Source organism: Caballeronia sp. GAWG1-5s-s (genome assembly GCF_023631445.1).
In the GTDB taxonomy this organism is placed as follows: Bacteria; Pseudomonadota; Gammaproteobacteria; order Burkholderiales; family Burkholderiaceae; genus Caballeronia.
The window spans coordinates 194,555-220,278 of the sequence record NZ_JALQDC010000022.1 but is presented as its reverse complement, the minus strand read 5'-3'; the positions used below and the strand labels follow the sequence as shown (position 1 = coordinate 220,278).

19 protein-coding genes are annotated in these 25,724 nt (G+C 64.6%); 8 read left to right on the top strand and 11 right to left on the bottom strand.

What is annotated here, in order from left to right; translation table 11 throughout:
* Positions 1–53: 53 nt before the first annotated feature.
* From NCR34_RS15270 to NCR34_RS15255, 4 genes are all read right to left on the bottom strand, one after another.
* Positions 54–1,694, bottom strand: coding sequence for a bifunctional aspartate transaminase/aspartate 4-decarboxylase (locus NCR34_RS15270; protein WP_250500335.1), 1,641 nt, complete (start codon positions 1,692–1,694; stop codon positions 54–56).
* A 65-nt stretch (positions 1,695–1,759) separates the two neighbouring features.
* Entirely contained in the window at positions 1,760–3,451 is a 1,692-nt protein-coding gene (aspT, locus tag NCR34_RS15265; RefSeq protein ID WP_250500334.1) for an aspartate-alanine antiporter, read from the bottom strand.
* A gap of 351 nt (positions 3,452–3,802) precedes the next feature.
* Positions 3,803–4,864 carry an alkene reductase gene (locus NCR34_RS15260; protein ID WP_250500333.1) on the bottom strand — a complete coding sequence of 354 codons (1,062 nt, stop codon included), beginning with the start codon at positions 4,862–4,864 and terminating at the stop codon, positions 3,803–3,805.
* Between the two features lie 61 nt (positions 4,865–4,925).
* On the bottom strand, positions 4,926–5,219 hold the full coding sequence (locus NCR34_RS15255) for an ArsR/SmtB family transcription factor (RefSeq protein WP_175941112.1): 294 nt from the start codon (positions 5,217–5,219) through the stop codon (positions 4,926–4,928).
* A gap of 669 nt (positions 5,220–5,888) precedes the next feature.
* Here NCR34_RS15255 and NCR34_RS15250 point away from each other — a divergent pair.
* The 6 genes from NCR34_RS15250 to NCR34_RS15225 are packed head-to-tail and all read left to right on the top strand — an operon-like array spanning position 5,889 to position 15,350.
* Complete coding sequence (locus NCR34_RS15250; protein ID WP_502800091.1) at positions 5,889–7,115, top strand: efflux RND transporter periplasmic adaptor subunit; 1,227 nt, start codon at positions 5,889–5,891, stop codon at positions 7,113–7,115.
* 53 nt (positions 7,116–7,168) lie between these two features.
* Complete coding sequence (locus NCR34_RS15245) at positions 7,169–10,387, top strand: efflux RND transporter permease subunit (protein ID WP_250500331.1); 3,219 nt, start codon at positions 7,169–7,171, stop codon at positions 10,385–10,387.
* Between the two features lies 1 nt (position 10,388).
* Complete coding sequence (locus tag NCR34_RS15240; RefSeq protein ID WP_250500330.1) at positions 10,389–11,864, top strand: efflux transporter outer membrane subunit; 1,476 nt, start codon at positions 10,389–10,391, stop codon at positions 11,862–11,864.
* Complete coding sequence (locus NCR34_RS15235) at positions 11,861–13,156, top strand: paraquat-inducible protein A (protein WP_250500329.1); 1,296 nt, start codon at positions 11,861–11,863, stop codon at positions 13,154–13,156. Before NCR34_RS15240 ends, NCR34_RS15235 begins: the two co-directional genes overlap by 4 nt.
* Complete coding sequence (locus NCR34_RS15230; RefSeq protein ID WP_250500328.1) at positions 13,153–14,754, top strand: PqiB family protein; 1,602 nt, start codon at positions 13,153–13,155, stop codon at positions 14,752–14,754. The genes NCR34_RS15235 and NCR34_RS15230 overlap by 4 nt, the downstream gene beginning before the upstream one ends.
* Positions 14,754–15,350, top strand: coding sequence for a PqiC family protein (locus tag NCR34_RS15225; protein ID WP_250500327.1), 597 nt, complete (start codon positions 14,754–14,756; stop codon positions 15,348–15,350). Before NCR34_RS15230 ends, NCR34_RS15225 begins: the two co-directional genes overlap by 1 nt.
* Before the next feature lie 37 nt (positions 15,351–15,387).
* Here NCR34_RS15225 and NCR34_RS15220 read toward each other — a convergent pair whose 3' ends face one another.
* Positions 15,388–15,852: a glycine zipper family protein gene (locus tag NCR34_RS15220; protein ID WP_250500518.1), complete on the bottom strand. Its 465-nt coding sequence runs from the start codon at positions 15,850–15,852 to the stop codon at positions 15,388–15,390.
* Between the two features lie 424 nt (positions 15,853–16,276).
* Here NCR34_RS15220 and NCR34_RS15215 point away from each other — a divergent pair, with 424 nt between their 5' ends.
* The gene (locus NCR34_RS15215; RefSeq protein ID WP_250500326.1) at positions 16,277–16,669 is read left to right on the top strand and encodes a DUF6232 family protein; all 393 of its coding nucleotides are present in this window, start codon (positions 16,277–16,279) and stop codon (positions 16,667–16,669) included.
* Positions 16,670–16,711: 42 nt separating this feature from the next.
* Here the strand turns inward: NCR34_RS15215 and NCR34_RS15210 are convergent, their stop codons facing one another.
* From NCR34_RS15210 to phnS, 5 genes are all read right to left on the bottom strand, one after another.
* Positions 16,712–19,165, bottom strand: coding sequence for a glycogen/starch/alpha-glucan phosphorylase (locus tag NCR34_RS15210; RefSeq protein WP_248322621.1), 2,454 nt, complete (start codon positions 19,163–19,165; stop codon positions 16,712–16,714).
* Between the two features lie 223 nt (positions 19,166–19,388).
* The gene (gene phnV, locus NCR34_RS15205) at positions 19,389–20,165 is read right to left on the bottom strand and encodes a 2-aminoethylphosphonate ABC transport system, membrane component PhnV (RefSeq protein ID WP_250500517.1); all 777 of its coding nucleotides are present in this window, start codon (positions 20,163–20,165) and stop codon (positions 19,389–19,391) included.
* A 46-nt stretch (positions 20,166–20,211) separates the two neighbouring features.
* On the bottom strand, positions 20,212–21,123 hold the full coding sequence (phnU, locus tag NCR34_RS15200; RefSeq protein ID WP_250500325.1) for a 2-aminoethylphosphonate ABC transporter permease subunit: 912 nt from the start codon (positions 21,121–21,123) through the stop codon (positions 20,212–20,214).
* Positions 21,101–22,177 (bottom strand): 2-aminoethylphosphonate ABC transport system ATP-binding subunit PhnT, encoded by a 1,077-nt coding sequence (gene phnT / locus NCR34_RS15195; RefSeq protein WP_250500324.1) that lies wholly within the window; start codon positions 22,175–22,177, stop codon positions 21,101–21,103. Before phnT ends, phnU begins: the two co-directional genes overlap by 23 nt.
* Positions 22,174–23,262 (bottom strand): 2-aminoethylphosphonate ABC transporter substrate-binding protein, encoded by a 1,089-nt coding sequence (phnS, locus tag NCR34_RS15190; RefSeq protein WP_250500323.1) that lies wholly within the window; start codon positions 23,260–23,262, stop codon positions 22,174–22,176. Before phnS ends, phnT begins: the two co-directional genes overlap by 4 nt.
* A 201-nt stretch (positions 23,263–23,463) precedes the next feature.
* On the opposite strand from phnS, the gene NCR34_RS15185 reads away from it, so the two are divergent.
* Positions 23,464–24,345, top strand: coding sequence for a DMT family transporter (locus tag NCR34_RS15185; RefSeq protein ID WP_250500322.1), 882 nt, complete (start codon positions 23,464–23,466; stop codon positions 24,343–24,345).
* Positions 24,346–24,357: 12 nt separating this feature from the next.
* Here the strand turns inward: NCR34_RS15185 and NCR34_RS15180 are convergent, their stop codons facing one another.
* Positions 24,358–25,320, bottom strand: coding sequence for a L,D-transpeptidase (locus NCR34_RS15180; RefSeq protein WP_502800084.1), 963 nt, complete (start codon positions 25,318–25,320; stop codon positions 24,358–24,360).
* Between the last annotated feature and the right edge of the window lie 404 nt (positions 25,321–25,724).

Below are 25,724 nucleotides of genomic sequence, written 5' to 3'. Positions count from 1 at the left end.
GTCGCGCGGGACGAGTTGGATAATCGGGCCGCCTTGCGCGGCCCGATTGTCTTCTACTTGCCCTTCTTGCCGTTCTGCGCCTGATACTGCGCGACGTGCTCATCGAGCATCTTGCGAATCGCGCGGCCAATCTGCATGTAGTCGCTTTCGTTGAGATTGGCGAGCGACACGCGTCCCGAAGGATGCTGCGTGCCGAAGCCGCGCCCCGGCAGCAGCACGACGCGCGCTTCCTGCGCGAGCCTGAAAAGCAGCTCTGTCGGCTTCGTGTTCTTCATGACCCAGTCGACATAGTCGCGGCCATACATGCGCTCGCCGAGGTATTCCATATCCAGAATCGTGTAGTAATCGACGAGATTCTTGTCGTCGTCTTCCAGCGGAATACCGATCTCGCGATAGAGCGCCTGCTTGCGATTGCGAATGAGCCGCTTGAGCGCGTTCTTGTACGCGTCGGGCGTGTCCATCAGCGAGAAGAGCGAGAACAGCACCATCTGAACTTGTTGCGGCGTCGAGAGGCCGGCCGTGTGATTCAGCGCGACCGTGCGGCTATCGGCCACCAGCCGGTCGATGAACTTGAGCTTGTCGGGCTCCGTCGTGATGGATTCGTAACGCTCGTGCAAGATCGCCTTCTGCTCTTTCGGCAACGCGGCGAGTTGCTCATCGAAGATATTCTCGCGATGCGTGGCGATGGTCCCGAGCCGCCAGCCCGTCGCGCCGAAGTACTTCGAATAGGAGTACACAAGAATGGTATTCTTTGGACACAGCGCAAAGAGCGACACGAAGTCATCGGCGAAGGTGCCATACACGTCGTCGGTCAGAAGAATCAGATCAGGCCGTTCTTTCACGATCTCCGCGATATACCGCAGGCTCTCGTCGTCCATCTTCACGGAAGGCGGATTGCTCGGATTGACGAGGAAGAACGCCTTGATCTTCGGGTCGCGCAGCTTGTCCAGTTCTTCCCTCGAATACTGCCAGCCTTGCGCGACGTCCGCGTTCAGGTTCACGACTTCGAGCTTGTAGTCGTTGAGCTTCGGAATCTCGATATACGGCGTGAAAATGGGCATGCCGAGCGCAATGGTGTCCCCTTGCTTGATGAGGAAGTTCTCGCGCATCGTGTTGAAGATGTACGTCATCGCGGCGGTGCCGCCTTCGACCGCGAAGATGTCGAATTCGCCGACGAACGGATGCTTGCCGATCATCTCGCGCCGCAGATATTGCCCGACGATGACCTCCGACAACTTGAGCATGCGGTCCGGAACCGGATAGTTCGACGCGAGAATGCCTTCGCACATCTCGTAGAGAAAGTCGCCCGCGTTGAGGCCGAGTTGATCCCGCACATATGACACCGCGCCCGTCAGGAACGCGATGCCCGGTGTGCCCTTGTTCTCCCGCGCGAAGATTTCGAAGCGTTCTTCGAGACCTTCATGCTTCGGAAAGCCGCCGATGCCTTCGGGCATGTACGCGAAGGAACGCTCCGATTCGCGCATCGCGAAGAGACCGAGTTGCCAAAAGCCGTGGCGCGGAATGGTCGCGAGGAAATTCGGATTGCCGCGGCCCGCGTTGAGCATCGCGACGTTCGCGGGACGCTCCACCACGCCGCCGCCCGCTGCCTTGATGAGTTCGTCCTTGAGTTCGAACGGGCTGAGCGAGGCCATCGCTGCACGATCGTCGGAACCGGACTTCGAGGACTTTGACATCCAACACCCCCAGAAAATGAGCAATCAGGTACAGGAAGAAACGATGAGACACGCAGCGTCCGCGTTCACGTCATGAGCATCACCATGACCATCCCCCAGATGGTGAGCAGCGTATTGCCGACCGCATACGTGACCGTGTAGCCCAAGCCCGGCACCTGGCTCTTGGCCGCATCGCAGATCATGCCGAGCGCGGCCGTCGTAGTGCGCGCGCCCGCGCAGATGCCGAGCAAAATCGCGGGATGGAACTTGAAGACGTACTTCGCGATATACATGCCGATGATGAGCGGCACCGACGACGCGAAAATGCCCCATAAAAACAGGCTCACGCCGAGCTTTTGCAGGCCCGCGACGAAACCCGGCCCCGCCGATATGCCGACGACCGCGATGAATACGTTCAGTCCTACTGAATTCATGAACCAGATGGTCGGCGACGGAATGCGGCCGAACGTCGGACGGATCGCGCGCAGCCAGCCGAACACGATGCCCGCGATCAGCGCGCCGCCTGCCGTCGAGAGCGTGATAGGGACCGCGCCGAAGCGGATCACGATCGCGCCGATCAGCGCGCCGAGCGTGATGGCGAGACCCACGAACGCCATGTCCGCCACGTCGCTCGGGCGGTCGATGACGCCGACCGCGTTCGCCACCGCAGTCGTATCCTGCGTGCGTCCGACGAGCGTCACGGTGTCGCCGCGATACAGCTTGGTGCTCGGCAGCACGGGAATCAGCGTCTCCGTCGCGCCGCGCTTGATGCGTCGTATGAACACGCCGCGCGCGCCCGGCGTTTGCCCGAGTTCGGCGAGCGTGCGGCCTTCGACGTGCTTGCTGGTGATATAGACATCGACGCCTTCGACCGGCACGGCGAGCAGTTCGGCGTCATCGACCTCGGTCGCGGTACCGCCGATGAGATCGATGAGATGCTCGCGTCGCCCGACGACCGCGACGACATCGCCCGGCTGAAGCACGTCGTCGAGCGTCGCTTCCTGTATCTTTCCGTCGCGCCGGATGCGTTCGATGAAAAGCCGCGCGCCGGCGGGCCTCAGCGCCTCCAGCTGGCTCACGCTCATGCCGGCTGCTCGACCCTGGTCGGCGACGCGATACGCGCGCAGCGCGAACTGGTGCCATCCGCTGCCCGGCCCGCCGAGTTCGGCCGTGCCGCCGAGTTGTTGCTCGTAGTCCTTGCACGCGGCAACGAGATCGATGTTAAGCAGCTTCGGCCCGAGCATCGCGAGAATGATCGCCGAGCCGATGGTGCCGTAGATGTAGGTGACGGCGTACGCGGTCGGCATCGCGTCGAGCAATGCCTTGGTTTCGGTGGCGGGAAGGCCCAGGCGATTGATCGCGTCGGTGGCGAGGCCCATCGACGCCGAGATGGTCTGCGATCCCGCGAAGAGTCCGGCCGCCGATCCGACGTCATAGCCCGCGATCTTCGCCGCGGCATACGGCGCGGCGAGACAGAGCACGCACTGGATGACGGAAAAAAGCGCCTGCGGCAAGCCGTCTTTCGCGATGCCGCGCACGAACTGCGGGCCAACGCCATAGCCGACCGCGAACAGGAACATCAGAAAGAAGACGGCCTTCACATTCGACGAGATGGTGATGCCGAGTTGCCCGATGGCGATGGCGGCGAGCAGCGTCGCCGTCACCGCGCCGAGGCTAAATCCTTTGAACGACCTTCCGCCGACCCAGTACCCGATGCCAAGCGAAAGAAAGATGGCGATTTCCGGGTAACTGCGCAGCGTTTGCGTAAGCCACGACATATGCGCTCCTTTGCGGGATGAACCCGCGACCGTCAGATGCCCGACGGGCACGGGAGAAACGTAAGGAATGAGCGGCGTCTTGAATCGTTCATGAAACGAATCGCGGCATGCATCTGTTGTTGATGTCGTTTCGAGGCGCGTGCGCGTGGTCGGGGCACGGCCGGCAGAGAGTCAAACGCACCAATACACTATTTTCGCGGTGCGGTTGTGAGCGAAAGCGATAATTTCGCAGTGCGTTTGAAGCGATCAGATCGTTGCACTGTGCATGGCAGCGCATGTCACCGATGTTTGGGCGAAAAAAAACAGCGGCCGAAGCCGCTGTTTCCAAAACATGCTCGAAGCGTGCGTTGCTTATTCCGCCGTCTCCAGCAACGGGTAATCCGTGTAGCCCTTCGGACCCGGCGCGTAGAACGTCGTGGTATCCGGCTGATTCAGCGGCGCGTCGATTTCGAAGCGGCGCACGAGGTCCGCGTTCGCGATGAACGGCTTGCCCCAAGCCACGGCGTCGGCATCGCCACGCTCGATGATGGCTTCCGCGCTTTGCTTGGTGAAGCCTTCGTTGGCGATATACACGCCGCCGAATACCTTTTTCAGTTGCGGTCCGAGGCTGTCCGGACCTTCCGCCTCGCGCGCCGCGATGAACGCGATCTTGCGCTTGCCGAGCTCACGCGCCACATAGCCGAAGGTGGCTGCGCGGTCGCTGTCGCCCATGGTATGCGAATCGGCGCGCGGCGCGAGATGCACGCCCACGCGATCCGCGCCCCACACGGCGATGCACTCGTCGACCACTTCGAGCATCAGGCGCGCGCGGTTTTCGATCGGGCCGCCGTACTCGTCGGTGCGCTTGTTGGTGCTGTCCTGCAGGAACTGGTCGAGCAGATAACCGTTCGCGCCGTGCACTTCCACGCCGTCGAAGCCCGCGCGCTTCGCGTTCTCCGCGCCCTTGCGATAAGCCGCGACCACGCCCTCGATCTCATCGAGTTCCAGTGCGCGCGGCGTGACGTACGGACGCTGCGGGCGCACGAGACTCACGTGTCCGCTCGCTGCGATCGCGCTCGGCGCGACCGGCAGTTCGCCGTTCAGGAAGATCGGGTCCGAAATACGGCCCACGTGCCACAGTTGCAGGAAGATCTTGCCGCCTGCTTCGTGCACGGCGCGCGTCACGAGCTTCCAGCCTTCCACTTGCTCGTCCGACCAGATGCCCGGCGTATCGGCATAACCGACGCCCTGGGGCGTGACGGAGGTCGCTTCGCTGAGGATGAGACCGGCCGATGCGCGATCGGCGTAGTACTGCGCCATCATTGCGTTCGGCACGCGTTCGACGCCTGCGCGCTGGCGCGTGAGCGGCGCCATGACGATGCGGTTCTTGAGCGTGATTGCGCCTACCTGAAGCGGATCGAAAAGAGTCGGCATAACGATAAGAAATCCTAAGTTAATTGAAATGATGCTGTCACCTCGAAGCGCATCCGGACGCTCAAAGATTCTCGATGGAATCGCGAAACGCCTGAATGACCGCTTCGTCGCGCTTGAAGAACACCCACTGCCCTACGCGCTTGGTGGTGACGAGCCCGGCTTTATGCAGAGTGGCAAGATGCGCGGAAACGGTGGACTGCGACATGCCGCAGCGCCCATCGATCTGACCTGCGCAGACGCCATGCGACAGCGGCAGTTCCTGATCGGGGAAATGTCGCTCCGGCTCCTTCAGCCATTCGAGAATCTCGCGGCGAAGGGGGTTGGCAAGGGCCTTGTGTATTGCGTCGATGTCCATTTCGTTGCTCGTGCGCTTGACGGACGGCACATGCGGCGGTGAGCACGCACGTTCCGAATCGTCTTGAGGCGAAGTATATATCGTTAATTTGCGATATGCAAGCCGGCACGTCGGCCGGGAAGAAGCAGACGAAGAATCGCGCCTGTGCATAGTCAAGACTATCGTTTCCGAAATCGATACGCCTACCTTGGAAGATAATAAGTAATCCCTACATTCCTGCACGTCGACGATTCGTCTGGCTTTAGCACCGCGCGCGCAGAGGCATTCTTTCGCCCGCGATCCCCGCCAAATTTCTTATAGCGTTTTGGATCGTCTTCGTTTATTACTGGACTCATCGACACGTCACGCCTGACGGTGGAGAGCCAACCTTTCCGGCGCTTTGCACCGTTACGATCGGAGTCCGCTAACACATCACAAGTATCAGGCTCGCGCTCATTGACGTCGCTTGGCCGTTCGGTTGTATCGATGACGTCGCTCGGAAAGCCATGGCTTTTGCGGCACGCCGTCGTTTAGCACGCAGTCGCCAAATGCATCGCGCGAGCATGCCGTGGCGAGCACGCGTCAGCGCGTTCGCTCCCGACTATCGGCCATCCCAGGGGGGAGGCGCTCATGGCGTTCATGTGCAAACAGATGCTCGACTGCAAGCGGTTCCACGAACTGCCGCGCCGGATGCTCGCACTGCGCTTGCGTTGCTCTGCCTCGATCGTGCTGCTCGCGCTCGCCGCGTGCAACAAGCCGCCTCCCGAAGCGCCACGGCCGGCCGTCGATGTCACCGTCGTCACCGTCGCGTCGAAGTCCACGCCAGTCGACTTCGAGTTCACCGCGCAGACACAGAGTTCGCGCGAAGTCGAAATACGCGCGCGCGTCGACGGCTTTCTCGAGAAGCGCATGTACACCGAAGGCGCGCTGGTGGAAGCCGGACAGGTGATGTTCCTCATGGACAAGCGCCCCTTCGAGGCCGCGTTGCAAACGGCCAAGGGCGCGCTCGCGCAGCAGCAGGCGCGGCTCTTCGTCACGAAGCAGAATCTCGCGCGCGTGGTGCCTCTCGCCGCGATGAACGCGTTGAGCAAGAAGGATCTCGACGACGCCACCGGTAATGAAAAGCAGGCCGAGGCCGCCGTCATCGCGGCGCAGGGCGAAGTGCAGACCGCGCAACTGAACCTGAGCTATACGACGATCCGTTCGCCGCTCAAGGGCTTGTCGAGCTTTGCGCGCGTGCAGGAAGGCAGCTACGTCACGCCGACGCAATCGGGCCTGCTCACCTACATCTATCAGTTGGACCCGATGTGGGTGAACTTCAGCATCTCGGAGAACGAGCTGTTGAGATGGCGCGACGAGATCCGCAAAGACGAACTGCACTTTCCGCCCGGCAATAAGTTCGACGTGACCGTCATTCAGGCAGACGGATCTGTCTACCCGCAAACCGGCCACATCGACTTCACGAATCCGGCGTTCAGCACGGAGACGGGCACGTTTCTCGTGCGCGCGGTGTTCGCGAATCCGCGCGGCACGTTGCGCCCCGGCCAGTTCGTGAAGGCGCGCGTGGCGGGCGCGGTTCGACCCAACGCGATTCTGGTGCCGCAGCGCGCGATTCTGCAGGGCGCGAAAAGTCATTTCGTCTGGGTGCTCGATGATCAATCCAAGCCGCGTCAGCGCGTGGTCGAAGTCGGAGAATGGCATGGCGACGACTGGTTCGTGACGAGCGGACTGAAGGCAGGCGAGCGCGTGATCGTGGACGGCGCGGTGCGCGTCGGAGCCGATTCTCAAGTGCGCGTGGTGAGCGCGCCGACGCCGGGCGCGGCACCGGCAACCGCGCCAGCCGCGACGTCCGGTTCCGGCGCGCAGGCGTCCCTGACCCNAACGAAAAGCGAAGGCGGCGGCAACAACGAGAAGTGATGTGAAGAGTCGACTATCGGAAGCATCGGAAGCACGTCGCGCGGAAGAGGCCAATGAACATCTCACATTTCTGCATTGACCGCCCGATTTTTGCCTCGGTCATTTCCATCGTCATCACGCTGGGCGGCGCGCTCGCGATGCTCGCGCTGCCGACCGCGCAGTATCCGGACATCACGCCGCCGCAAATCACCATCTCCGCGACGTATCCGGGCGCGAGCGCCGATGTCGTCGCGAACAACGTGGCCGCGCCGATCGAGCAGCAGGTCAATGGCGCGGACCGGATGATCTACATGAGTTCGTCGAGTTCCTCGACGGGCAACCTGACCATCAACGCGTACTTCGAGATCGGCACGAACCCGGAGCTGGCGCAAGTGGACGTGCAGAACCGCGTCAACCTCGCGTTGCCGCAACTGCCGCAGTCGGTCACGGCGCAAGGCGTGCAGGTGCAGAAGAAGTCGCAGGCGTTCATGATGGTGATCGCCATCTATTCGCCCGACGAGCGTTACGACGCCACGTATATCGCCAACTACGCGAACGTCTACGTACTGGATGCGCTCAAGCGCATCCCCGGCGCGAATCAGGCGAGCATTTTCGGCACGCCCGATTACGCCATGCGCATCTGGCTCAAACCCGACCGCATGGCGCAACTCGGCGTCACGGCCGCCGATGTGCAGACAGCCGTCGCCAATCAGAACCAGCAGTTCGCCGTGGGACGTCTCGGGCAATCGCCGACGGGCGCGCCCGTCGAGCAGTCGTTCGCGGTGACGACATCGGGGCGGCTCACGGAGCCGTCGCAGTTCGAGAACATCATCATTCGCGCGGAGTCGGGCGGCGCGGCCATCGTGCGTCTGAAGGACGTGGGTCGCGCGGAGCTCGGCCAGAAAGACTATTCGATTCGCAGCCGCTTTCAGGGCAAATCCGCGACCGTGCTCGCGGTCTATCAGCAGCCGGGCGCGAACGCGCTCGACGTCTCCAAGCAAGTGCGCGCGCGTCTCGCTGAAATGAAGAAGTCGTTCCCGGAAGGCATCGACTACCAGATCGCGATGGATACCACCGAGTTCACGCGGGCCTCCATCTCCGATGTCGTGCACACGTTCTTCGAAGCGGTCGTGCTCGTGGTGATCGTCGTGTTCGTGTTCCTGCAAAGCCTGCGCGCCACGCTAATTCCGGTGCTCGCGGTGCCGGTGTCCATCGTCGGCACGTTCATGGGCATGTCGGCGCTCGGCTTCTCGATCAACATGCTGACCCTCTTCGGCATGGTGCTGGCCATCGGCATTGTCGTGGACGATGCGATCGTCGTGATCGAAAACGTCGAGCGCAACATGACGGTGCACAAGCTCGATCCGAAGGCGGCCGCGAAACTCGCGATGGACGAAGTGGCCGGGCCGGTGGTCGCCATCGTGCTCGTGCTGTGCGCCGTGTTCGTGCCGGTGGCGTTTCTCGGCGGCATCACGGGGCAGATGTACAAGCAGTTCGCCATTACCATCGCGATATCGGTCATCATCTCGGGCATCGTCGCGCTGACCCTGTCGCCTGCCCTCGCCTCGCTGCTGCTCAAGCCGGGGCATCACGAGAAGAAGGGCTTCTTCCGCTGGTTCGACCGCCAGTTCGCGCGCATGACGGCGGGCTACACGTCGGTCGTGCGCGTGGCGATCAAACGCTTCGTCATCGCGTTGCTGCTGTTCGCCGGAATGATCGCGCTGGCTGTCGTCATGATGCGCGACATCCCCACGGCGTTCCTGCCGCCGGAAGATCAGGGCTATCTGCTGGGCGCGGTCATCATGCCGGACGCGGCGTCTCTGGATCGAACGGGAGAAGTGTCGGACCGCGTCACCGAGTATTTCCTGAAGCAGCCGGCGGTTGGCAGCATCGCGACCGTCGACGGCTTCAGTCTTCTCGACAGCCAGAACAAGAACAACGCGTCGACCTTCTTCGTGGGCTTCAAGAGCTTCGACGAGCGCTACAAGTCCGCGAACATCCGCACGCAGAACGCGCGCTCCGTGCTGGTCGATGCCTACAAGGCGCTCTCGCAGATCAGGGAAGGCATTGTCGTGCCGCTCAATCCGCCGTCGATACCGGGCCTCGGCACCACGGGCGGCACCGAAATGTGGATTCAGAGCAAGGGCGACGCGCCCACCGCGCAATTCGCGGCGATCGTCGACGACTTCGTGGCGAAGGCCAAGCGCAGGCCCGAGTTGACCGGCGTGACGTCCACCTTCAACGCGGCCTCGCAGCAGTTGCTTGCCGACGTGGATCGCGACAAGGCCGAGACGCTCGGCGTGCCCGTCGAAGACGTGTATAGCGCGATGCAGACGATGTTCGGCTCGCTCTACGTGTCGCAATTCAACCGCTCCAGCCGCCTCTGGCAAGTGATCCTGCAGGCCGAGCCTTCGTATCGGCTGCGCCCCGACGATCTCACGCAGATCTTCGTGAAGAGCAAGAGCGGCAACATGGTGCCGCTCAAGTCGGTGGTGAAGACGCGCTACGTCACGGGCCCCGACCTCATCACGCGCTTCAACAACTTCCCGGCCGTCAAGATCACCGCGAACGCCGCGCCCGGTTATGCGTCCGGGCAGGTCATCCAGGCGCTCGAAGAAGTGGCAGCCGGATTGCCGTCCGACTACGGCATTGCATGGAGCGGCGAGGCGTTCGAAGCGAAGCAGTCGGGCAGTTCGTCGGCGCTCGTTTTCATATTCGGGCTCGTGATGGTGTTCCTGATCCTCGCCGCCCAGTACGAGAAGTGGAGCCTGCCGTTCGGCGTCCTGATGGCCGTGCCGTTCGCCATCTTCGGCGCGCTGCTCGCCATTCTGCTGCGCGGGCTCAACAACGACGTGTATTTCCAGATCGGCCTCACGATGCTCGTCGCGCTGGCCGCCAAGAACGCGATTCTCATCTTCGAGTTCGCCGTGATCAACCGCGAGTCGGGCAAATCCGTGTTCGATGCCACGATGACCGCCGCCGAAGAACGTCTGCGGCCGATCGTCATGACATCGCTCGCGTTCATTCTCGGCTGCGTGCCGCTCGCCATCGCGACGGGCGCATCGGCGAACAGCCGGCATTCCATCGGCACGGGCGTGATCGGCGGGATGCTCGGCGCGACGGTCATCGCCGTGTTCTTCATTCCGATGTTCTTTTACGTGCTCGAAACGATGTCCTCGCGTTCGAGCAAAAAAAGCGGACACGCCCCGCCCGCTTCCGACGCTACCCAGGCTCACGGCGCATCGGGCGGCGGCGCCGACGCGCGGCCTTCCGCTCCCAACGAGGGGAACTGACATGCGGCGCGCCAGGCTCTTTCTTTCGCTCGCGGGTCTCGTCGGCGTCGTGTCGCTGAACGGCTGCCTGCTCGGGCCGAACTATTCGCGCGAGCCCGTGCCGACGCCCGCGACGTTTCGCTTCGCCGCCACCGAAGTCGCCGATACCGCGAACACCGAATGGTGGAAGCAGTTCCAGGACCCCGTTCTCGACGATCTCATTGCCACCGCGCTCGCGAACAACAAGGACGTGAAGATAGCGGCGGCGCGCGTCGAACAGTTCATGGGCCAGTTCGTCACGACGCGCTCGGCGCTCTTTCCGCAGATCTCGGCAGGCGCGACGGCGGGACGGCAGCGCATCTCGCAGGCGGGACCGCAGCCTACGCTGCCGGGCGTCGGACCGGTCTTCAACGACTTCGAGCTTTCGGTGTCGGCGGCGTGGGAGATCGACCTCTTCGGCCGCATCCGCAGGCTGACGGAAGCGGCGCGCGCGAACCTGCTGTCGAGCGAGGAAGCTCGCCGCGCGACGATTCTGTCGCTGGTGGCGTCGGTCGCGTCGTCGTATCTGAATCTGCGCAGCCTCGATCAGCAGCTTGCCATCGCGAAGGCAACCACCGAAAGCCGCGCGGAATCGGTGCACGTGTTCACGCTGCGCTTTCAGGGCGGCGAAGTCTCGCAGATGGAACTGGCGCAGAGCCAGTCCGAATACGAAGCCTCGCTCGCCACGATTCCGCAACTGGAAACGCAAATCGCGCAGCAGGAAGACGCGCTTTCCATCCTGCTCGGCGACAACCCGCGGCCGATCGTGCGCGGCCGCGAACTCGGCGCGCTCGCCACGCCCGTGATTCCGGCGGGGCTGCCTTCCGATCTGCTCGAACGCCGGCCCGACCTGTTGCAGGCCGAACAGAACCTGATCGCAGCGAATGCGCTCATCGGCGCGGCACGGGCGCTGTATTTCCCGCAGATTTCGATCACCGGCCTGTTCGGCACGGCGAGCGGCCAGTTCTCGTCGCTGTTCACCGGGCCGTCGCGCGTGTGGTCGTTCGCGGGCGCGGTGACGCAGCCCATCTTCACGGCGGGCAACATCTCCGGTCAGGTGCAGACGGCCGAAGCGCAACAGCGGGCCGCGCTGCTGTCGTATCAGAAAGCCATTCAAGTCGCCTTTCAGGAAGTCGACGACGCGCTCATCGCCTCCGAGAAACTGCACACGCAGCTCGAAGTGCAAGGCCGCCAGGTCACGGCGCTCGCCACCTACGCGCGGCTTGCGCGGGCACGCTACGAGGGCGGCTATACGAGCTACATCGAAGTGCTGGATGCCGAGCGCAGTCTGTTCGACGCGCAACTCGCGCAGACGCAGACGCAGGCGGCCGCGCTCTCGTCTTTCGTCACGCTGTACAAGGTGATGGGCGGCGGCTGGGTCGTCGAGGCGGACAAAATGACCGGACAGGCGAGCGCGGGCACGAACGCTCCGGCCGGGACAGCTCAGGCGCTGCAATGAGCACGCTGCCAGCCGCGCCGGCCGCCTCGCGCGGCGCCCGTCCGCTGATCGCGTGCCACGAATGCGATCTCATTCAGCGGGAGAATCCGGTGCCGCCCGGCGGCGCGCTGACCTGCTGCCGATGCGGCGCCGTGCTCTACCGGCGTCGTCGAAAAGGTTTCGATCGCGCGCTCGCCTATGCGCTCACGGCGTGCGTGCTGTGGATCATCTCGAACGCGTTTCCAATCGTGGGTCTTTCCGTCAGCGGCTCGCTCGTGCAGACCACGCTCATGGGCGCGGCGCGCGTGTTGTATCGCGACGGCATGTGGCCGCTCGCCGGGCTCGTGTTTTTCACGACGGTTCTCATGCCCGGCTTGCAGGCGCTCGGCATGGTCTGGCTGCTGCTGCCGCTGCATCTGAATCGCAGGCCGTGGCGCGCGTATGCGGTGTTTCGCCTGCTGCGCGTCGCGCGCGAATGGGGCATGACCGAAGTGCTGATGCTCGGCCTTCTGGTCGCGGTCGTGAAGCTCGCGCATATCGCGTCGGTGGTGACGGGTCCGGCGCTGTGGTCGCTCGCGGCGTTGATGCTGCTGCTCGTCGCGGCATCGTCGGCATTCGACGAGCGGGCCATGTGGGCGCGCATCGAAGGGGCGCCGCCTGGCATGCCGCCGGACACGCCACTGCGGGGCGCGACCGCCGCCGCCAACGGCATCTTCATCTGCCACGACTGCGGCCTGTGCACGCGGGGCGCGCGCCGGCACGCTCACTTGTACTGTCCGCGCTGCGGCGCGCGCGTGCATCTGCGCAAGCCCGCCAGCCTGTCGCGCACGTGGGCTTACCTGAGCGCGGCGGCGGTCCTCTACATCCCCGCCAACACGCTGCCGGTGATGAACACGAGTTCGCTCTTCGGCGCGCAGAAGGACACGATTCTGAGCGGCGTCGCCTATCTGTGGCAGTCGGGATCGTGGCCGCTCGCGATCATCGTGTTCATTGCGAGCATCGCGGTGCCGATGCTCAAGATCCTCGCCATCGGCTATCTCGCCGCCAGCGCCAACCTGCGCATGACCCAGCGCAACGCACAGCGCGCCCGCATCTACCGGATCGTCGAACTGGTTGGCCGCTGGTCGATGCTCGATATCTACGTGATCGCGGTGCTCGTGGCGCTCGTGCAGTTCAGCGCGGTGGCGACCATCGAGGCCGGTCCCGCGTCGATCGCGTTCGGCGCGGTCGTCGTGCTGACCATGCTCGCCGCCATGTCGTTCGATCCGCGCCTCATCTGGGACACCGCGACGCCGCGCAAGGAGGCACGATGAGCACGCCGGACGAGACGCCCGACGCCGAGGTGGTGCCCAGACGCCGCTGGCGCATTCCGTGGGTGTGGATCGTGCCGGCCATCGCGGTGGCGATCGGCATCTGGTTGGCGGCGCAGGCCGTGCTCGCACAAGGGCCGACCGTCACCATCAGCTTCCGAACCGGCGAAGGGCTCGAAGCGGGCAAGACGAAGATCAAGTTCAAGGACGTGGAAATCGGGCTCGTCAAGTCGGTGGCGCTCTCGAAGGACTATTCGCGCGTCGTCGCCACGGCGGAGCTGACGCGCGATGCCAGCAAGATGCTCGTCGACGACACGCGCTTCTGGGTCGTGCGGCCGCGCGTGGCGGGCGGCTCGGTCTCGGGCATCAGCACGCTGCTTTCGGGCGCGTATATCGGCATGGACATCGGCCGCACGAAGCGCGAGCGCCACGACTACGTGGGCCTCGAAACGCCGCCCGTCTTCTCGAACGACGTTCCGGGGCGGCAGTTCATCCTGAAAGCGGCCGATCTCGGCTCGATCGATGTCGGCGCGCCGATCTACTTTCGTCGCCTACAAGTGGGCCAGGTGACATCGTTCGAACTGGATCAGGACGGCAGCGGCGTCACGCTTCACGTGTTCGTGAACGCGCCGTATGACCGCTATGTGAACGCGGATTCGCGCTTCTGGCAGGCCAGTGGCATCGACCTCACGCTCAGCACCGACGGGCTCAAGCTCAACACGCAGTCTCTGGTTTCGATGGTGATCGGCGGCCTCGCGTTCGAGACGCCCGCAGCATCGCTGGCCTGGGCCGAGGCGCCCGCGAACACGACGTTCTCGCTCTTTCCGACGCGCGCCGACGCGCTGCGCGTGCAGGAGCGCATCGTCGAGACCTACGCCTTCGACTTTCACGGCTCGGTGCGCGGGCTCGCCGTCGGCGCGCCGGTGGATTTCCGCGGCATCACCATCGGCGAGGTATCGGCCATCTACACGAGTTTCGATCCTGCAACGCGGCAGATCAGCATCCCCGTCGAAGTGAAGCTCTATCCGGAGCGATTCACCTCCCGTTTCGCCAGTGGCGCGACGGGCGGCCGGATGGTGAACGACCCGCGCGCGCTCGCGGAACTGCTGGTGGCTCGCGGCTTACGCGGGCAGTTGCGAACGGGCAGTCTGCTCACCGGACAACTGTACGTGGCGCTCGACTTCTTCCCGACTGCGAAGAAGGCGAGCATCGACTGGAACCGCACGCCGCCGCTTTTGCCCACGACCCCGAGCGGCCTCGCGTCGTTGCAGGATTCGGTCAACCGCATCATGACGCGCATCGACAAGCTCCCGATCGAGGAACTCACGGCGAGCGCGAAGCAGACGCTCGACAACACGAGCCAGCTGATGAGCAACCTGAACACGCAGATCGTCCCGCAAGCCGCGACGACGCTCGCCGCCGCCCGCGCCGCGCTCGATGCCGCGCATTCCACGCTCATGCCGGATTCCGGCCTGCAGCAGGACACGGCCGAAGCGGTCCGCGAACTGACGCGCACGGCGGCCTCGTTCCGCAGTCTCGCGGACTATCTGCAGGAGCATCCCGAAGCGCTGCTGCGCGGCAAGCCGGAGGACAAGAAGTGATGCGCGCCGCTCTCGTGTCCGTCGTTTTGTCCGTCGCTTTCTCCGCCGCAATCTGCGCGGGCTGCGCGTCGCCGCGCGCGAGCTTCTACCGGCTGAGCGCGGAACCGTCGCTTACCGCGACGACGAGCCTTGCACCGGGTCGGCCGCTGATCGTCGGCCCCGTGACGGTGCCGGAACTGGTCGATCGTCCGCAGATCGTCACGCGCGATTCGGCCAACCAGGTCACGCTCAATGAATACGCCCGCTGGGGCGCGCCGCTCAAAAGCAGCATCGCCGATGCCATCGCCGGGGATCTCACGCTATTGCTCGGCTCGGACCGCGTGGCGGTGGCGTCGCGCGCGGTGGCGGACTCGCAGGCGTGGCGCGTGCGCGTCGACATCCAGCAGTTCGAATCCGTTCCCGGCGAAACGGTCGTGATCGATGCGCACTGGACCGTGCGCAGTGTCGGCGGCGATACGGCGCTAAGCGGCCGCTCGGTCGTGCGCGAACCGGTGAGCGGAACCGACTTCGATGCGCTCGTCGCCGCGCATAGCCGCGCGCTCGCGAGCGTGAGCCGCGACATCGCGGCGGGAATCGGCCGCAGCGCCGGGCCGTGAGGCGATGCCTTAGAACCCGGCCACGAGTGGATAGTCGCTACTGGATCGAATAGCCGCGCCCCTGCATGCAGGCGGCCCACGCGCGGTAGTAGGTATCCATCGCGCCCTGGCTTTGCGCCTGCGCGTTCGCCTGCTGCGCGCGCCGGTTCTGCCGGGCTCTCACGCCGCCCGCCATGGTGCCGGCTGCCGCGCCGATGGCCGCGCCCTTGCCTGCATCGCCCGCAATGGCGCCGATCACCGCGCCGCCCGCCGCGCCACGCGCCGCGCCGCCCACGCGCTCGCCGCCGCCCACTGCGGGACCGGAAGGCGGCGGCGGCGCGGTGGATGCCGTCGCGGGATCGATGCCGGTGTTGCTCTTGGCCCAGCTATAGCACGCGCCGTCGTCGCTCTGCTGTTGCTGCGGACTCTGCCCTTTCGACGGATAAGCGATCGGCTTGCTTTGCGCCGCGACGTTCTGCGCCAGCGCGGCGATCACGACGGCACTGACCGCGCGCCCTCTCATTGCGTTCATGGTCACTCCTTGTCCTCGTCGACCACGTTCGAGCACGGCGCATGCGATGCAGTCATACACGCGCTCGACAATGGCAGGCGCGAACGGGCACACGTACCCGCTCGTCGCGCGGATACACGAACATTAAAGGCGCTTTGCACCGCTCAGTCCAGCGATGTTTGCGCATCACCAGTCGAACGGATGCGGCATGAACGAAGTGCCAACAACATATTTCATATACTTCGGCATCCGAAATGAATAGGCCGGCGAAACGCTCCCAAAGATACTTTCGGAAAGAAGCTCGCCGGCTGACAGATTTCGACAGCCGGCGCGCGGCGGCCACTTACAATTCCCCTCGTTAGCGACTTCCTCGCTCAACTTCGGCGTCTGGTAATCTGCCCGGTTTCTTCGCCGTCAACACAGAATCGAACCGCTTATGGATACACCCTTCAACGAACGCGGCGTGACGCTCTCGCGCGCCGGCCTCTCCGCTTCCGGACAGATGATTCCGCTGCGCGAATTGCGCGCGGCGCGGGTCGTGAAGGTCGAGCGCAAGAAGCCGCTGCCGATCATCATCGGGTTGATCGGGCTGGCGGGAGTCGGCGCCGGCGTGGCAACCGGCTCGGGCGCGGCGCTCGTGCTCGGCGCGATGATCGTCGTGGTCGGCTATCTGTCGTGGATCACGCAGGACGTGATCTATCAGCTGATGATCTCGACGCCCGATGGCGAGCGCGAACTGCTGATCACAAAAGATCAGGCGTTCGCGGACCGCGTAGCGGCGCTCGTGGGCGAGGCCGTAGCGAAGCACGCGGCGCGGCCGCAGGCGTGACTTCGGCTGGCCGCGCGCTCGCGGCCAGCTTCTTACCGCCGGTCAGTCGAAGCTCAACGGCTCCACGTGCCAGATCTCGCGCGCATACTCGGCAATCGTGCGGTCCGATGAAAAAATGCCCATTCCCGCGACGTTTTCGATGGCGCTTCTCGTCCACGCGTCCTTGTCGCGGAACTTGAGATCGACCTCGCTTTGCGTCTTGTCGAAGCTCTCGAAGTCGGCGAGCACCATGTAGTGATCGCCCCAGTCCACGAGCGTGTGGAAGATGTCGTAGAAGCGATGCGGCTCGTCCGGCGAAAAATGCCCGAGACGGATCTGGTCGAGCGCGAGCTTCAGCTCCGGATTCTCTTCATAGATCAGCCGCGGCCGATACCCCGCCGCGCGCAGCGATTCGATCTCGTCGGTCGTATTGCCGAAGATGAAGATGTTCTCGCGCCCGACCGCTTCGCATATTTCGATGTTCGCGCCGTCCAGCGTGCCGATGGTCAGCGCGCCGTTGAGCGCGAGCTTCATGTTGCCGGTTCCCGACGCTTCGGTGCCCGCCATCGAGATCTGCTGTGAAAGATCCGCTGCCGGAATGATGAGCTCCGCGACGCTCACGCCATAGTTCGGAATGAAGCCCACCTTCAGCCGGTCGCCGACGAGCGGGTCCGCATTCACCTTGCGCGCGACCTCGTTGATGAGCTTGATGATGTTCTTCGCCATCTTGTAGGCCGACGCCGCCTTGCCCGCGAACATCACCACGCGCGGCGTCCAGTCGCGTTCCGGATTCTCGCGAATGCGGTTGTAGCGCACGATCACGTACAGAATGTTCAGCAACTGCCGCTTGTATTCGTGGATGCGCTTCACCTGCAAGTCGAACAGCGCCTCGGGATTGATGATCGCGTTGGCCTCGCGCCGCGCGCGTTCCACGAGACGCAGCTTGTTGGCGAACTTCGCGTCGTGAAATGCCTTGCGGAACTCGGGATCGTCGCGCCATTCGCGCAGGCGTCCGAGCTCGAAGAGGTCCGTGCGCCAGCGTGGCCCGATGCGCTTGTCGATCAGCGACGACAGCGACGGACTCGCCTGCGCGAGCCAGCGTCGCGGCGTGATGCCGTTCGTCACGTTCGTGAAGCGGTCCGGATACATGCGCGCGAAGTCGGAGAAGATGTTCTGCACCATCAGTTGCGAATGTAGCTTCGAGACGCCGTTCACCTTCTGGCTCGCCACAATGGCGAGATGCGCCATCCGCACGCGGCGCTGGCCGAATTCATCGACGAGCGAGATACGGCGGATCAACTCGACATCGCGCCCGAACTTCTCCGTGACTTGCTTGAGGAACTGCGCGTTGATCTCGAAGATGATTTCCAGATGCCGCGGCAACAGGCGCGCGAGCATCTCCACGTCCCACGTTTCGAGCGCTTCGGGCATCAACGTGTGATTCGTGTACGAGAACATCTGCTGCACGAGCTTCCACGCCTTGTCCCACGGCACGCGATGCGTATCGACGAGCAGGCGCATCAGTTCGGGAATGGCGAGCACCGGATGCGTGTCGTTCAGGTGCACGGCGACCTTCTCCGCGAGCCGGCCGAAATGCGTGTGCGTGCGCTGATAGCGGCGAATCAAATCCTGCATCGTCGCGGACACGAAGAAGTATTCTTGACGCAGACGCAATTCGCGGCCGGCCTGCGTGGAATCGTCGGGATAGAGAAGACGCGACACGTGCTCGGACGTGTTCTTCGCTTCCACCGCGCGGCGGTAGTCGCCCTGATTGAACGCGGAGAGATCGAATTCGTCGGTCGCGCGCGCGGACCACAGGCGCAGCGTGTTCGTCGCCGTCGTCGCGAAGCCGGGAATGACCGTGTCGTAGGCCATCGCGTTGACGTGCTCGGTGTCGATCCAGTCGATGCGGTCGTCGTGCTGCACCGTCCGCCCGCCGAAATGCACGGTGTACACCACTTCCGGCCGCGGAAATTCCCACGGATTGCCCGCGCGCAGCCAGTAATCGGGCATTTCGACCTGATTGCCGTCCACGATCGTCTGCCGGAACATGCCGTATTCGTAGCGGATGCCGTAGCCGAAGCCCGGCACGCCGACCGTCGCCATCGAATCCAGAAAGCAGGCCGCGAGCCGCCCGAGACCGCCGTTGCCGAGCGCCGCGTCGGGTTCGAGATCCTCCAGCGTGGCCAGATCGACGCCGAGACTCGCGAGCGCGTCGCGCACTTCGTCGTGAATGCCGAGCGCGAGCAGCGCGTTGGTGAAGGTGCGGCCGATGAGAAACTCCATCGACAGGTAATAGACGCGCTTCACGTCCTGCTCGTATTGCTGGCGCGTCGTGCGCATCCAGCGGGCGACGAGCCGGTCGCGCACGGCGAGTTCCGCCGCATGCAGCCAGTCGCGCGGCTGCGCGGTCGCCGCGTCCTTGCCTACGCCGTACATCAGGCGGTTCGAGATGGAGCGCCGCAGCGCCTCGACGGTGCTATTGAGCTGGTCGAATTCCAGGTCGACGGATGTCATCGAAACCTCCGGTGTTTTCAACTTATGCAACGACAGCGACGGGCGCCGCGAGTTCGGCCGGATTTCGCATGACCGACTGATTTCGCGCACAGGCGCGCGGACGCGGTCGCCCGAAAAAGGCAGGTTACGCCAGTTTTATTTTTTTTGGTATGACGAGCCGCGCGAAGGTTCCTGCCTGTGTGGCGAGAAAACCCGGTAAATTTTATTTCGGACGTCGAACTATCTAGCTTTCACGACGCGGCGCGCGGCCCGCGATCACGAAGAGCGCAGCCAGCGAAACGGCCAGCAGAATGAAAGAAAGCGCCGACGCGGGCAGATAGTAGCCGCGATTGACCTGCCCGACCACGACGATAGGCACGGTCGCGAAGCCCGGCGGATACACGGTGAGCGTCGCGCCGAGTTCGCCGAGCGACAGCGCGAAGCCGAGCGCGAGGCTCGCGCGCACGGCCGGCAGCAGTTGCGGCAACACCACGCGCGAGAACACCATGCGCGGCGGCGCGCCGAGACTCGCGGCGGCTTCGCGCAACGTGGTCAGTTCCGGGCGCAGCGCGGCGGCGGCGCAGCGGTAGCAGAACGGCAGCACGAGCGCGAGCTGCACGAGAACGACGATGGCCGCCGACCCGGACAAATCGACCGGCCGCTTGTGATACGCGATCAGGACCGCGAGCCCCAGCACGACGCTCGGCACGCCGCTGCCCGCCATCGCCACGGCATCAACGAGCGCGCCGAGCGCGCCGAGCCCGCGACGGTCGCGCCCTTCGAGCGCCAGCGCGAGCCACAAGCCGAGGGCTGTGCCGAGCACGGCGACGGCGAAGCCGGTCGTCAGGCTCGTCGTGAGCGCGTCGAATTCGCTCGCGCCGAGCCGCGCGAACCAGCGCGCGCTGAAGCCGTCAGGAAGAATCGTGCCCGACCAGTGCGACGCCACGCTCGACAGGGCGACCACGATCACCGGCAACACGAAAAGCCAGACGCACACGAGCGCGACGAGAGACATCGCCATCACGCGCAGCAGCGAAGCCGGTCTGAAGGATGCCGAAAGCTGCATGTCAGCGCCTCTTCGTGCGCGCATCGACGCGACGGTAGAGCGCGTAGAGCGAGAGCGACATCAAGAGCATGACGACCGAGCCCGCCGCCGCCGCGCGAAGATCGAGATCGACCGTAGCGGCGCTGTATATGGCGATTGGCAAGGTGATCAGATGCGCGCTGCCGAGCACGAGCAGAATGCCGAATTCGTTCAAGGTCAGCAGGAAGCACAGGATGGTCCCCGCCGCGATGCCCGGCCACGCGATCGGCAGCACGACTTTGGTCGCGACCATCCAGCCATCGGCGCCGAGGCTTTTCGCGGCTTCGACGAGACGCATGTCGAGCGTGGCGTAGGAAGCGAGCGTCGGACGCACGACGAACGGCGCATAGAACACGACTTCCGCCAGAATCACGCCGCCGATGCCGAACAGGAAATCGAGCGGCGGCGCGTCCAGCGAGAACACGCGCTGCAATCCGATACTCACCGCGCCCTGCGATCCGTACAGAAAAATCAGCGTGAACGCGACGAGAAACGACGGGAACGCGACGAAGAGTTCGAGAAAGCGCGTGAGCAGCTTCGCGCCCGGAAACGGCCGGAAGAACAGCATCGAAGCCAGCGCGACGCCGAGCAGCGAGGCAATCGACGCGCTCGCGAAGAGAACGCCGAAGGTCGTGCCGATCACGCCGCGCGTCTCCGGGTTGCCGAAGAACGCGGTGTAAGCATCGAAGGTGAGGCCGTGCGGACCCGTTGCACTCAGCCATACGAGCCGCGCGAGCGGATACACGACGAGCGGCCCGAGCACGAACACAAGGATGAAAAGCAACTGCCACTGCGCGCGCTTCTCGCGACGCTGCGCCGCCGCCCGATGCGCGGCGAAGTCGCCAGCGTTCGCTGCCGGTTGCGCGACGCTGTCAGGGACGAACAAGGACGACATCGTCAGCCTCGAATCGAAGAGAAACGCGCGAGCCCTTTTCGGGCATGCGCGCGTGGCCGCGCTGCATCGTGACGAGGACGGGCTCGCCGGGCAGCGCATCGAGCGCGACGGCAATGGACAGCGCCGCGCCGTACCAGTCCACCGATGCAATCGTGCCGTGCAGCGGGCCTTCGCCGAGCGGCGCAATCGCGAAACGCTCGGGACGGATGCACGCAAGACGCTCGCGCTCGTCGTGACGCGCATCGCCGACCGGATACACCACGCGCGGCGGCAGCAGATTCGCCGCGCCGAGATAGCGCGCGACGAAGCCGTCGTTGGGCGCGTCGTACAGCTCACGCGGCGAGCCGAGTTGCGCGATGCGGCCATCGCGCATCAGAAGCGTGCGATCGGACAGCACGAGGGCGTCGTCCTGATCGTGCGTCACGCAGACGATAGTCAGGTTCGGCAGACGCTCGTGCAGCGCCTTCAGTTCGCTGCGCACGGACGCGCGCAGATTCGCGTCGAGCGCGGAGAGCGGTTCGTCGAGCAAGAGCACGTCCGGCTCGATGACGAGCGCGCGCGCCAGCGCCACGCGCTGCTGCATGCCGCCGGAAAGCTGCGCGGGCATCACGTGCCCAGCATCGGCGAGTTGCACGAGCTTGAGCGCATCGGCGACGCGCCGCGCGATTTCCGCCGCTTTCAGCTTGCGCGCGCGCAACCCAAAGGCGACGTTATCGAACACGGACAGATGCGGGAAGAGCGCGTAGTTCTGAAACAGCAGGCCGAGATTGCGACGATGCGCGGCCACGTGCGTCAGGTCGCGCCCGGCGATGCTGAGCGTGCCCGCGAGCGCGTCCGCGTTGACGAATCCCGCGATGAAGCGCAGGAGCGTGGTCTTGCCGCATCCGCTTCGGCCGAGCACGGTCAGGAACTCGCCGCGCTCGATGTTGAGCGTGAGGTCGTCGAGCACCGTGCGCGCGCCGAAGCGCACGGTCAGGCGCTCGATGCGCACGCCGGATGTCGCGGCGAGCGAGCGTTCCTCGCGCGCGGCCGGCGACAGTGCAATCGTGCTCACGACTTCGGCTTCACGACTTCGGTCTGCTTGCCCGAATTGCCGATGACTTCGTTCTTCCATCGGTCGGTCCAGCCGGCCTTCTTCTGCATCACTTGATTCCAGTCCACCGGAATCAGCTTGACGCCGGAGATAGCCTGCTTGACCGTGTCGCCGTTCTTGCCCGCGAGCGGCACGTCGGTGCGCGCCGGGATGCCGTAGATGTCCGGCACTTTCGCCTGCACGTCGGCCGACATCAGATAGTCGATCAGCTTCTTGCCTTCCGCCTGATTCGGCCCGCCCTTGATGAGACCGATGGCGTACGGAAGCTGGAACGTGGTCGGCGCTTCGCCCGCGGCGTGCGACAGAAAGAGCGGCTTGATCGACAAACCGCCGTTCGCGGCATCGTCGAGATCCATTTGCAGGTCGCCGTTCGCGAACGCGATTTCGTTACGCGAGAGCAGCACGTCGAGATAGCCCGTGCCCTTCGTGTGGAACTTGGCGCTTTGTTCGAGCGACTTCAGGTAGTCGAACGCCTTGTCCTCGCCCATCAGCGCGGAGGTCAGGATGATGACCGCCATGCCGTCGCCGGCGGTGGCCGGATTCGAATACGCCACCTTGCCCGCGTAGTTCGGATGCAGAAGGTCCGCGAACGTCTTCGGCGCGGTCTTCGTGACTTCCGGATTGATCGCGAACGAGAAGTAGTTGTTCACGAACGTGGCCCACGCGCCATCCGGCGCCTTCGCGATGGCGGGCACGTTCTTGTAGTTCACGCTCTGATAGTTTTGCAGCAGCCCGCTTTGCGCAGCCTGCTGGATGAACGGCGGCAGCGTGACGATGACATCGGCCTTCGGCGAGTCCTTCTCGACGGTCGCGCGGTTCACCACTTCGCCGCTTCCCGCCGTCACGATATTCACCTTCACGCGTTCTTTCTTTTCGAAGGCGGGCAGCACGTCCTTATAAAGATTTTCGAGGCCGTCGGCGGTGTACAAAACCACTGCGTCGGCGGCCAGCGCGGGCGTCGCCGCGAAAGAAGCCAGTGCAGCCAGTGCAATCGATGCGCACGCGCCGGGCAGCAGCCGGCGCGCGAAGGATGAATCGCGGGTCATGTAGGGTCTCGTGGCTGGATGACAAAGGACGGTAGAGGCGAAGCATTGCAGAGCTCTGTGACATCGGCGTGACTGGGCGGCGCTGTCATGTGCGCCTTCGGCAGTGCACGGTTGAACAAGACGACACGCGCAATTACGTCGATACTGCTGCCTTTTTGGTCTGCCTTTTTGGTCTGCCTTTTTGTTCTGCCACATTCGCTCATGCTCTCCTTGCTCATCGCGCCCGTATTCGTGTTTCTATGGTCGACGGGCTTCATCGTCGCGCGGGCGATCACGCCTTACGTCGACCCGAATCTGTATCTGCTCGCGCGCTTCTGCGGCACGGCGCTGCTGTTCGTCGTGCTGGCGCTCGCTGCCCGCGTGGCATGGCCGAATGCACGCGATGCCGCGCGGCATCTCTTCGCGGGCGCGCTGCTGCAAGGCGTGTATCTCGGCGCGGGCTACTGGGCGGTGGCGCAAGGTCTGGGCGTCGGCGTGATGGCGTTGCTGGGCGCGCTTCAGCCGCTTCTGACGGCGGCCATCGCGGCGCGTGTGTTCGGCGAGCGGCTTTCAGCGCGATCGTGGAGCGGGCTGCTCGTGGGTCTCGCGGGCGTCGCGCTGGTTCTCGCGCCGAAGCTCGCGCAAAGCGGCGCGCCGGCGGTCCATACCGCGAACCCCGCGCCGCAATGGCTCGTCGTGACGGTCGCGGTGGTCTCTGTTTTCGCGATCACCGCGGGCACGCTGTATCAGAAGACATCGCTTGCGAGCGCCGATATCCGTAGCGCGAGCGCGCTGCAAAACGCGGGCGCGGCCATCGTCGCGGCGGTGCTTGCGCTGTCACTCGGCGAACACCGCTTCATTCCGACGATGACGACGTGGGCGTGCATCGCGTGGGGCGTGCTCATGCTCTCGGGCGTCGCGACGACGCTGCTCGTGTGGATGGTCCGGCGCGGCGATGCGTCGCGCGCGACGGCCCTGCTCTTTCTCGCGCCGCCGCTCGCCGCGCTGATGAGCTATCTCGCGTTCGGCGAGACGCTCGGCGCGCTGCAATTGGCAGGCTTCGCCGTGGCGTTGGCGGGCGTGGTGCTCGCGCGGTCGAAATAGCGTTCGCCGCGTTCAGTCGACGGAATTCGCGCCCACGGGTGTGCGCGCCCGCGCCGCCTTGCCCGGTCCCGGCGCCCACGCGGGCCGCGCCTTCGCGCCGCTATCGACGACGACGAGGTAATGCCCCGCCCACGGCGTCGTCTGCCGCGTGGGCTTCAACACCCACATGGATTCGCCTTCGGCCGCGCGCGCTTCGTACTGCGCATCGAGAATGCCGTGGTGATCGAAGAACGTGTTGAGCGTCGACGGAATGCGCACGCAGCCTTTTGAATGCCGCATGCCAAGTAGCGGCTCGAGCTTTTCGGGATCGGTGGCGTGCATCTGGAAGCGCATCGGCGAGACGCCGCCTTTGCCCCAGCCGCGTTCGCCGTCGGCCCAGCCGAAGTCGTAGATGCGCATGTCGCGCGCTCCGTAGCCGCGAATTTTGAATTCGTTTTCCGTGCCCTCCGCGCGAAAGTCCATGTTGCCCGGCACGTGCTGGAACACGCCGAGCGGCGTCAGGAAGTGGTCGTATGTGCCGGGCCGTCCGGTGGATACAGGCGATGCGCCGATCACCGACCACGCATCGCCCGGCTTCGCGCGAAAGTAGACGAAGATCGCCTGCACGTTCTCGCTGCGATCGACGAGCACGACGAACTCGTTCGCGAGATCGCCGTGGCCGTGTTCGTCGAGCGCGTTTTGCAGCAGGCGGGCATAGGCCTGTTGTGCGGCGAGCGGCACGTTCAGTCGGCGATCGACTTCTTTCGCGAACGTCTGACGCATCGCGTAGGCGCCCGTCGCCGGCAGGCCGGTGCGCTGCGCGACGTTCGGCTCGGGCGGCTCGGGCGGAAGCGGGACCTCGGGCGCGGCGGCTTCGGATGCGGCCTCGGCGGCGGATGCTGCTTCGGCTGATGATGCTCCGCTTGCCGCAGATGCTCCGCTTGCTGCCGATGCTCCGCTTGCGGCTGACGCCGCGGATGCTTCTTGTGGTGTCACTGGCACCGGCATCGCAGGCAACGCGCGGGGCGGCGCACTCGCCGCCCGTGGCGCGCTGGCGCCGCGCAGAAGAGGCGGCGCGGGCGGCACCGGCGCAGGCGAGGCACGCCCTTGCACGATCGTCGCTGAAGACGCCGGTTCTGCGCGAGCTTGCGGCATGCAGGCTAACAATGCGACCAACGCCGCTACCCCGGTGATTCGTGCGCCCATCGGCGTCTCGTTGTTTTCTTCGTCCTGCATTGAATGGTCCGCTTAAGCTCCGACTACGGACGGTTCGCTGGACCGTCCCCTGCAACGAATGCGCGCATCGACGAAAGAGCCGGTATTTGGTAGGGCACCGGCTTGGCTGTGATGTTGAATTCGCCGACATGGCAAGAGCAAGGTCTGTTCCGGCGGTAGTGGCG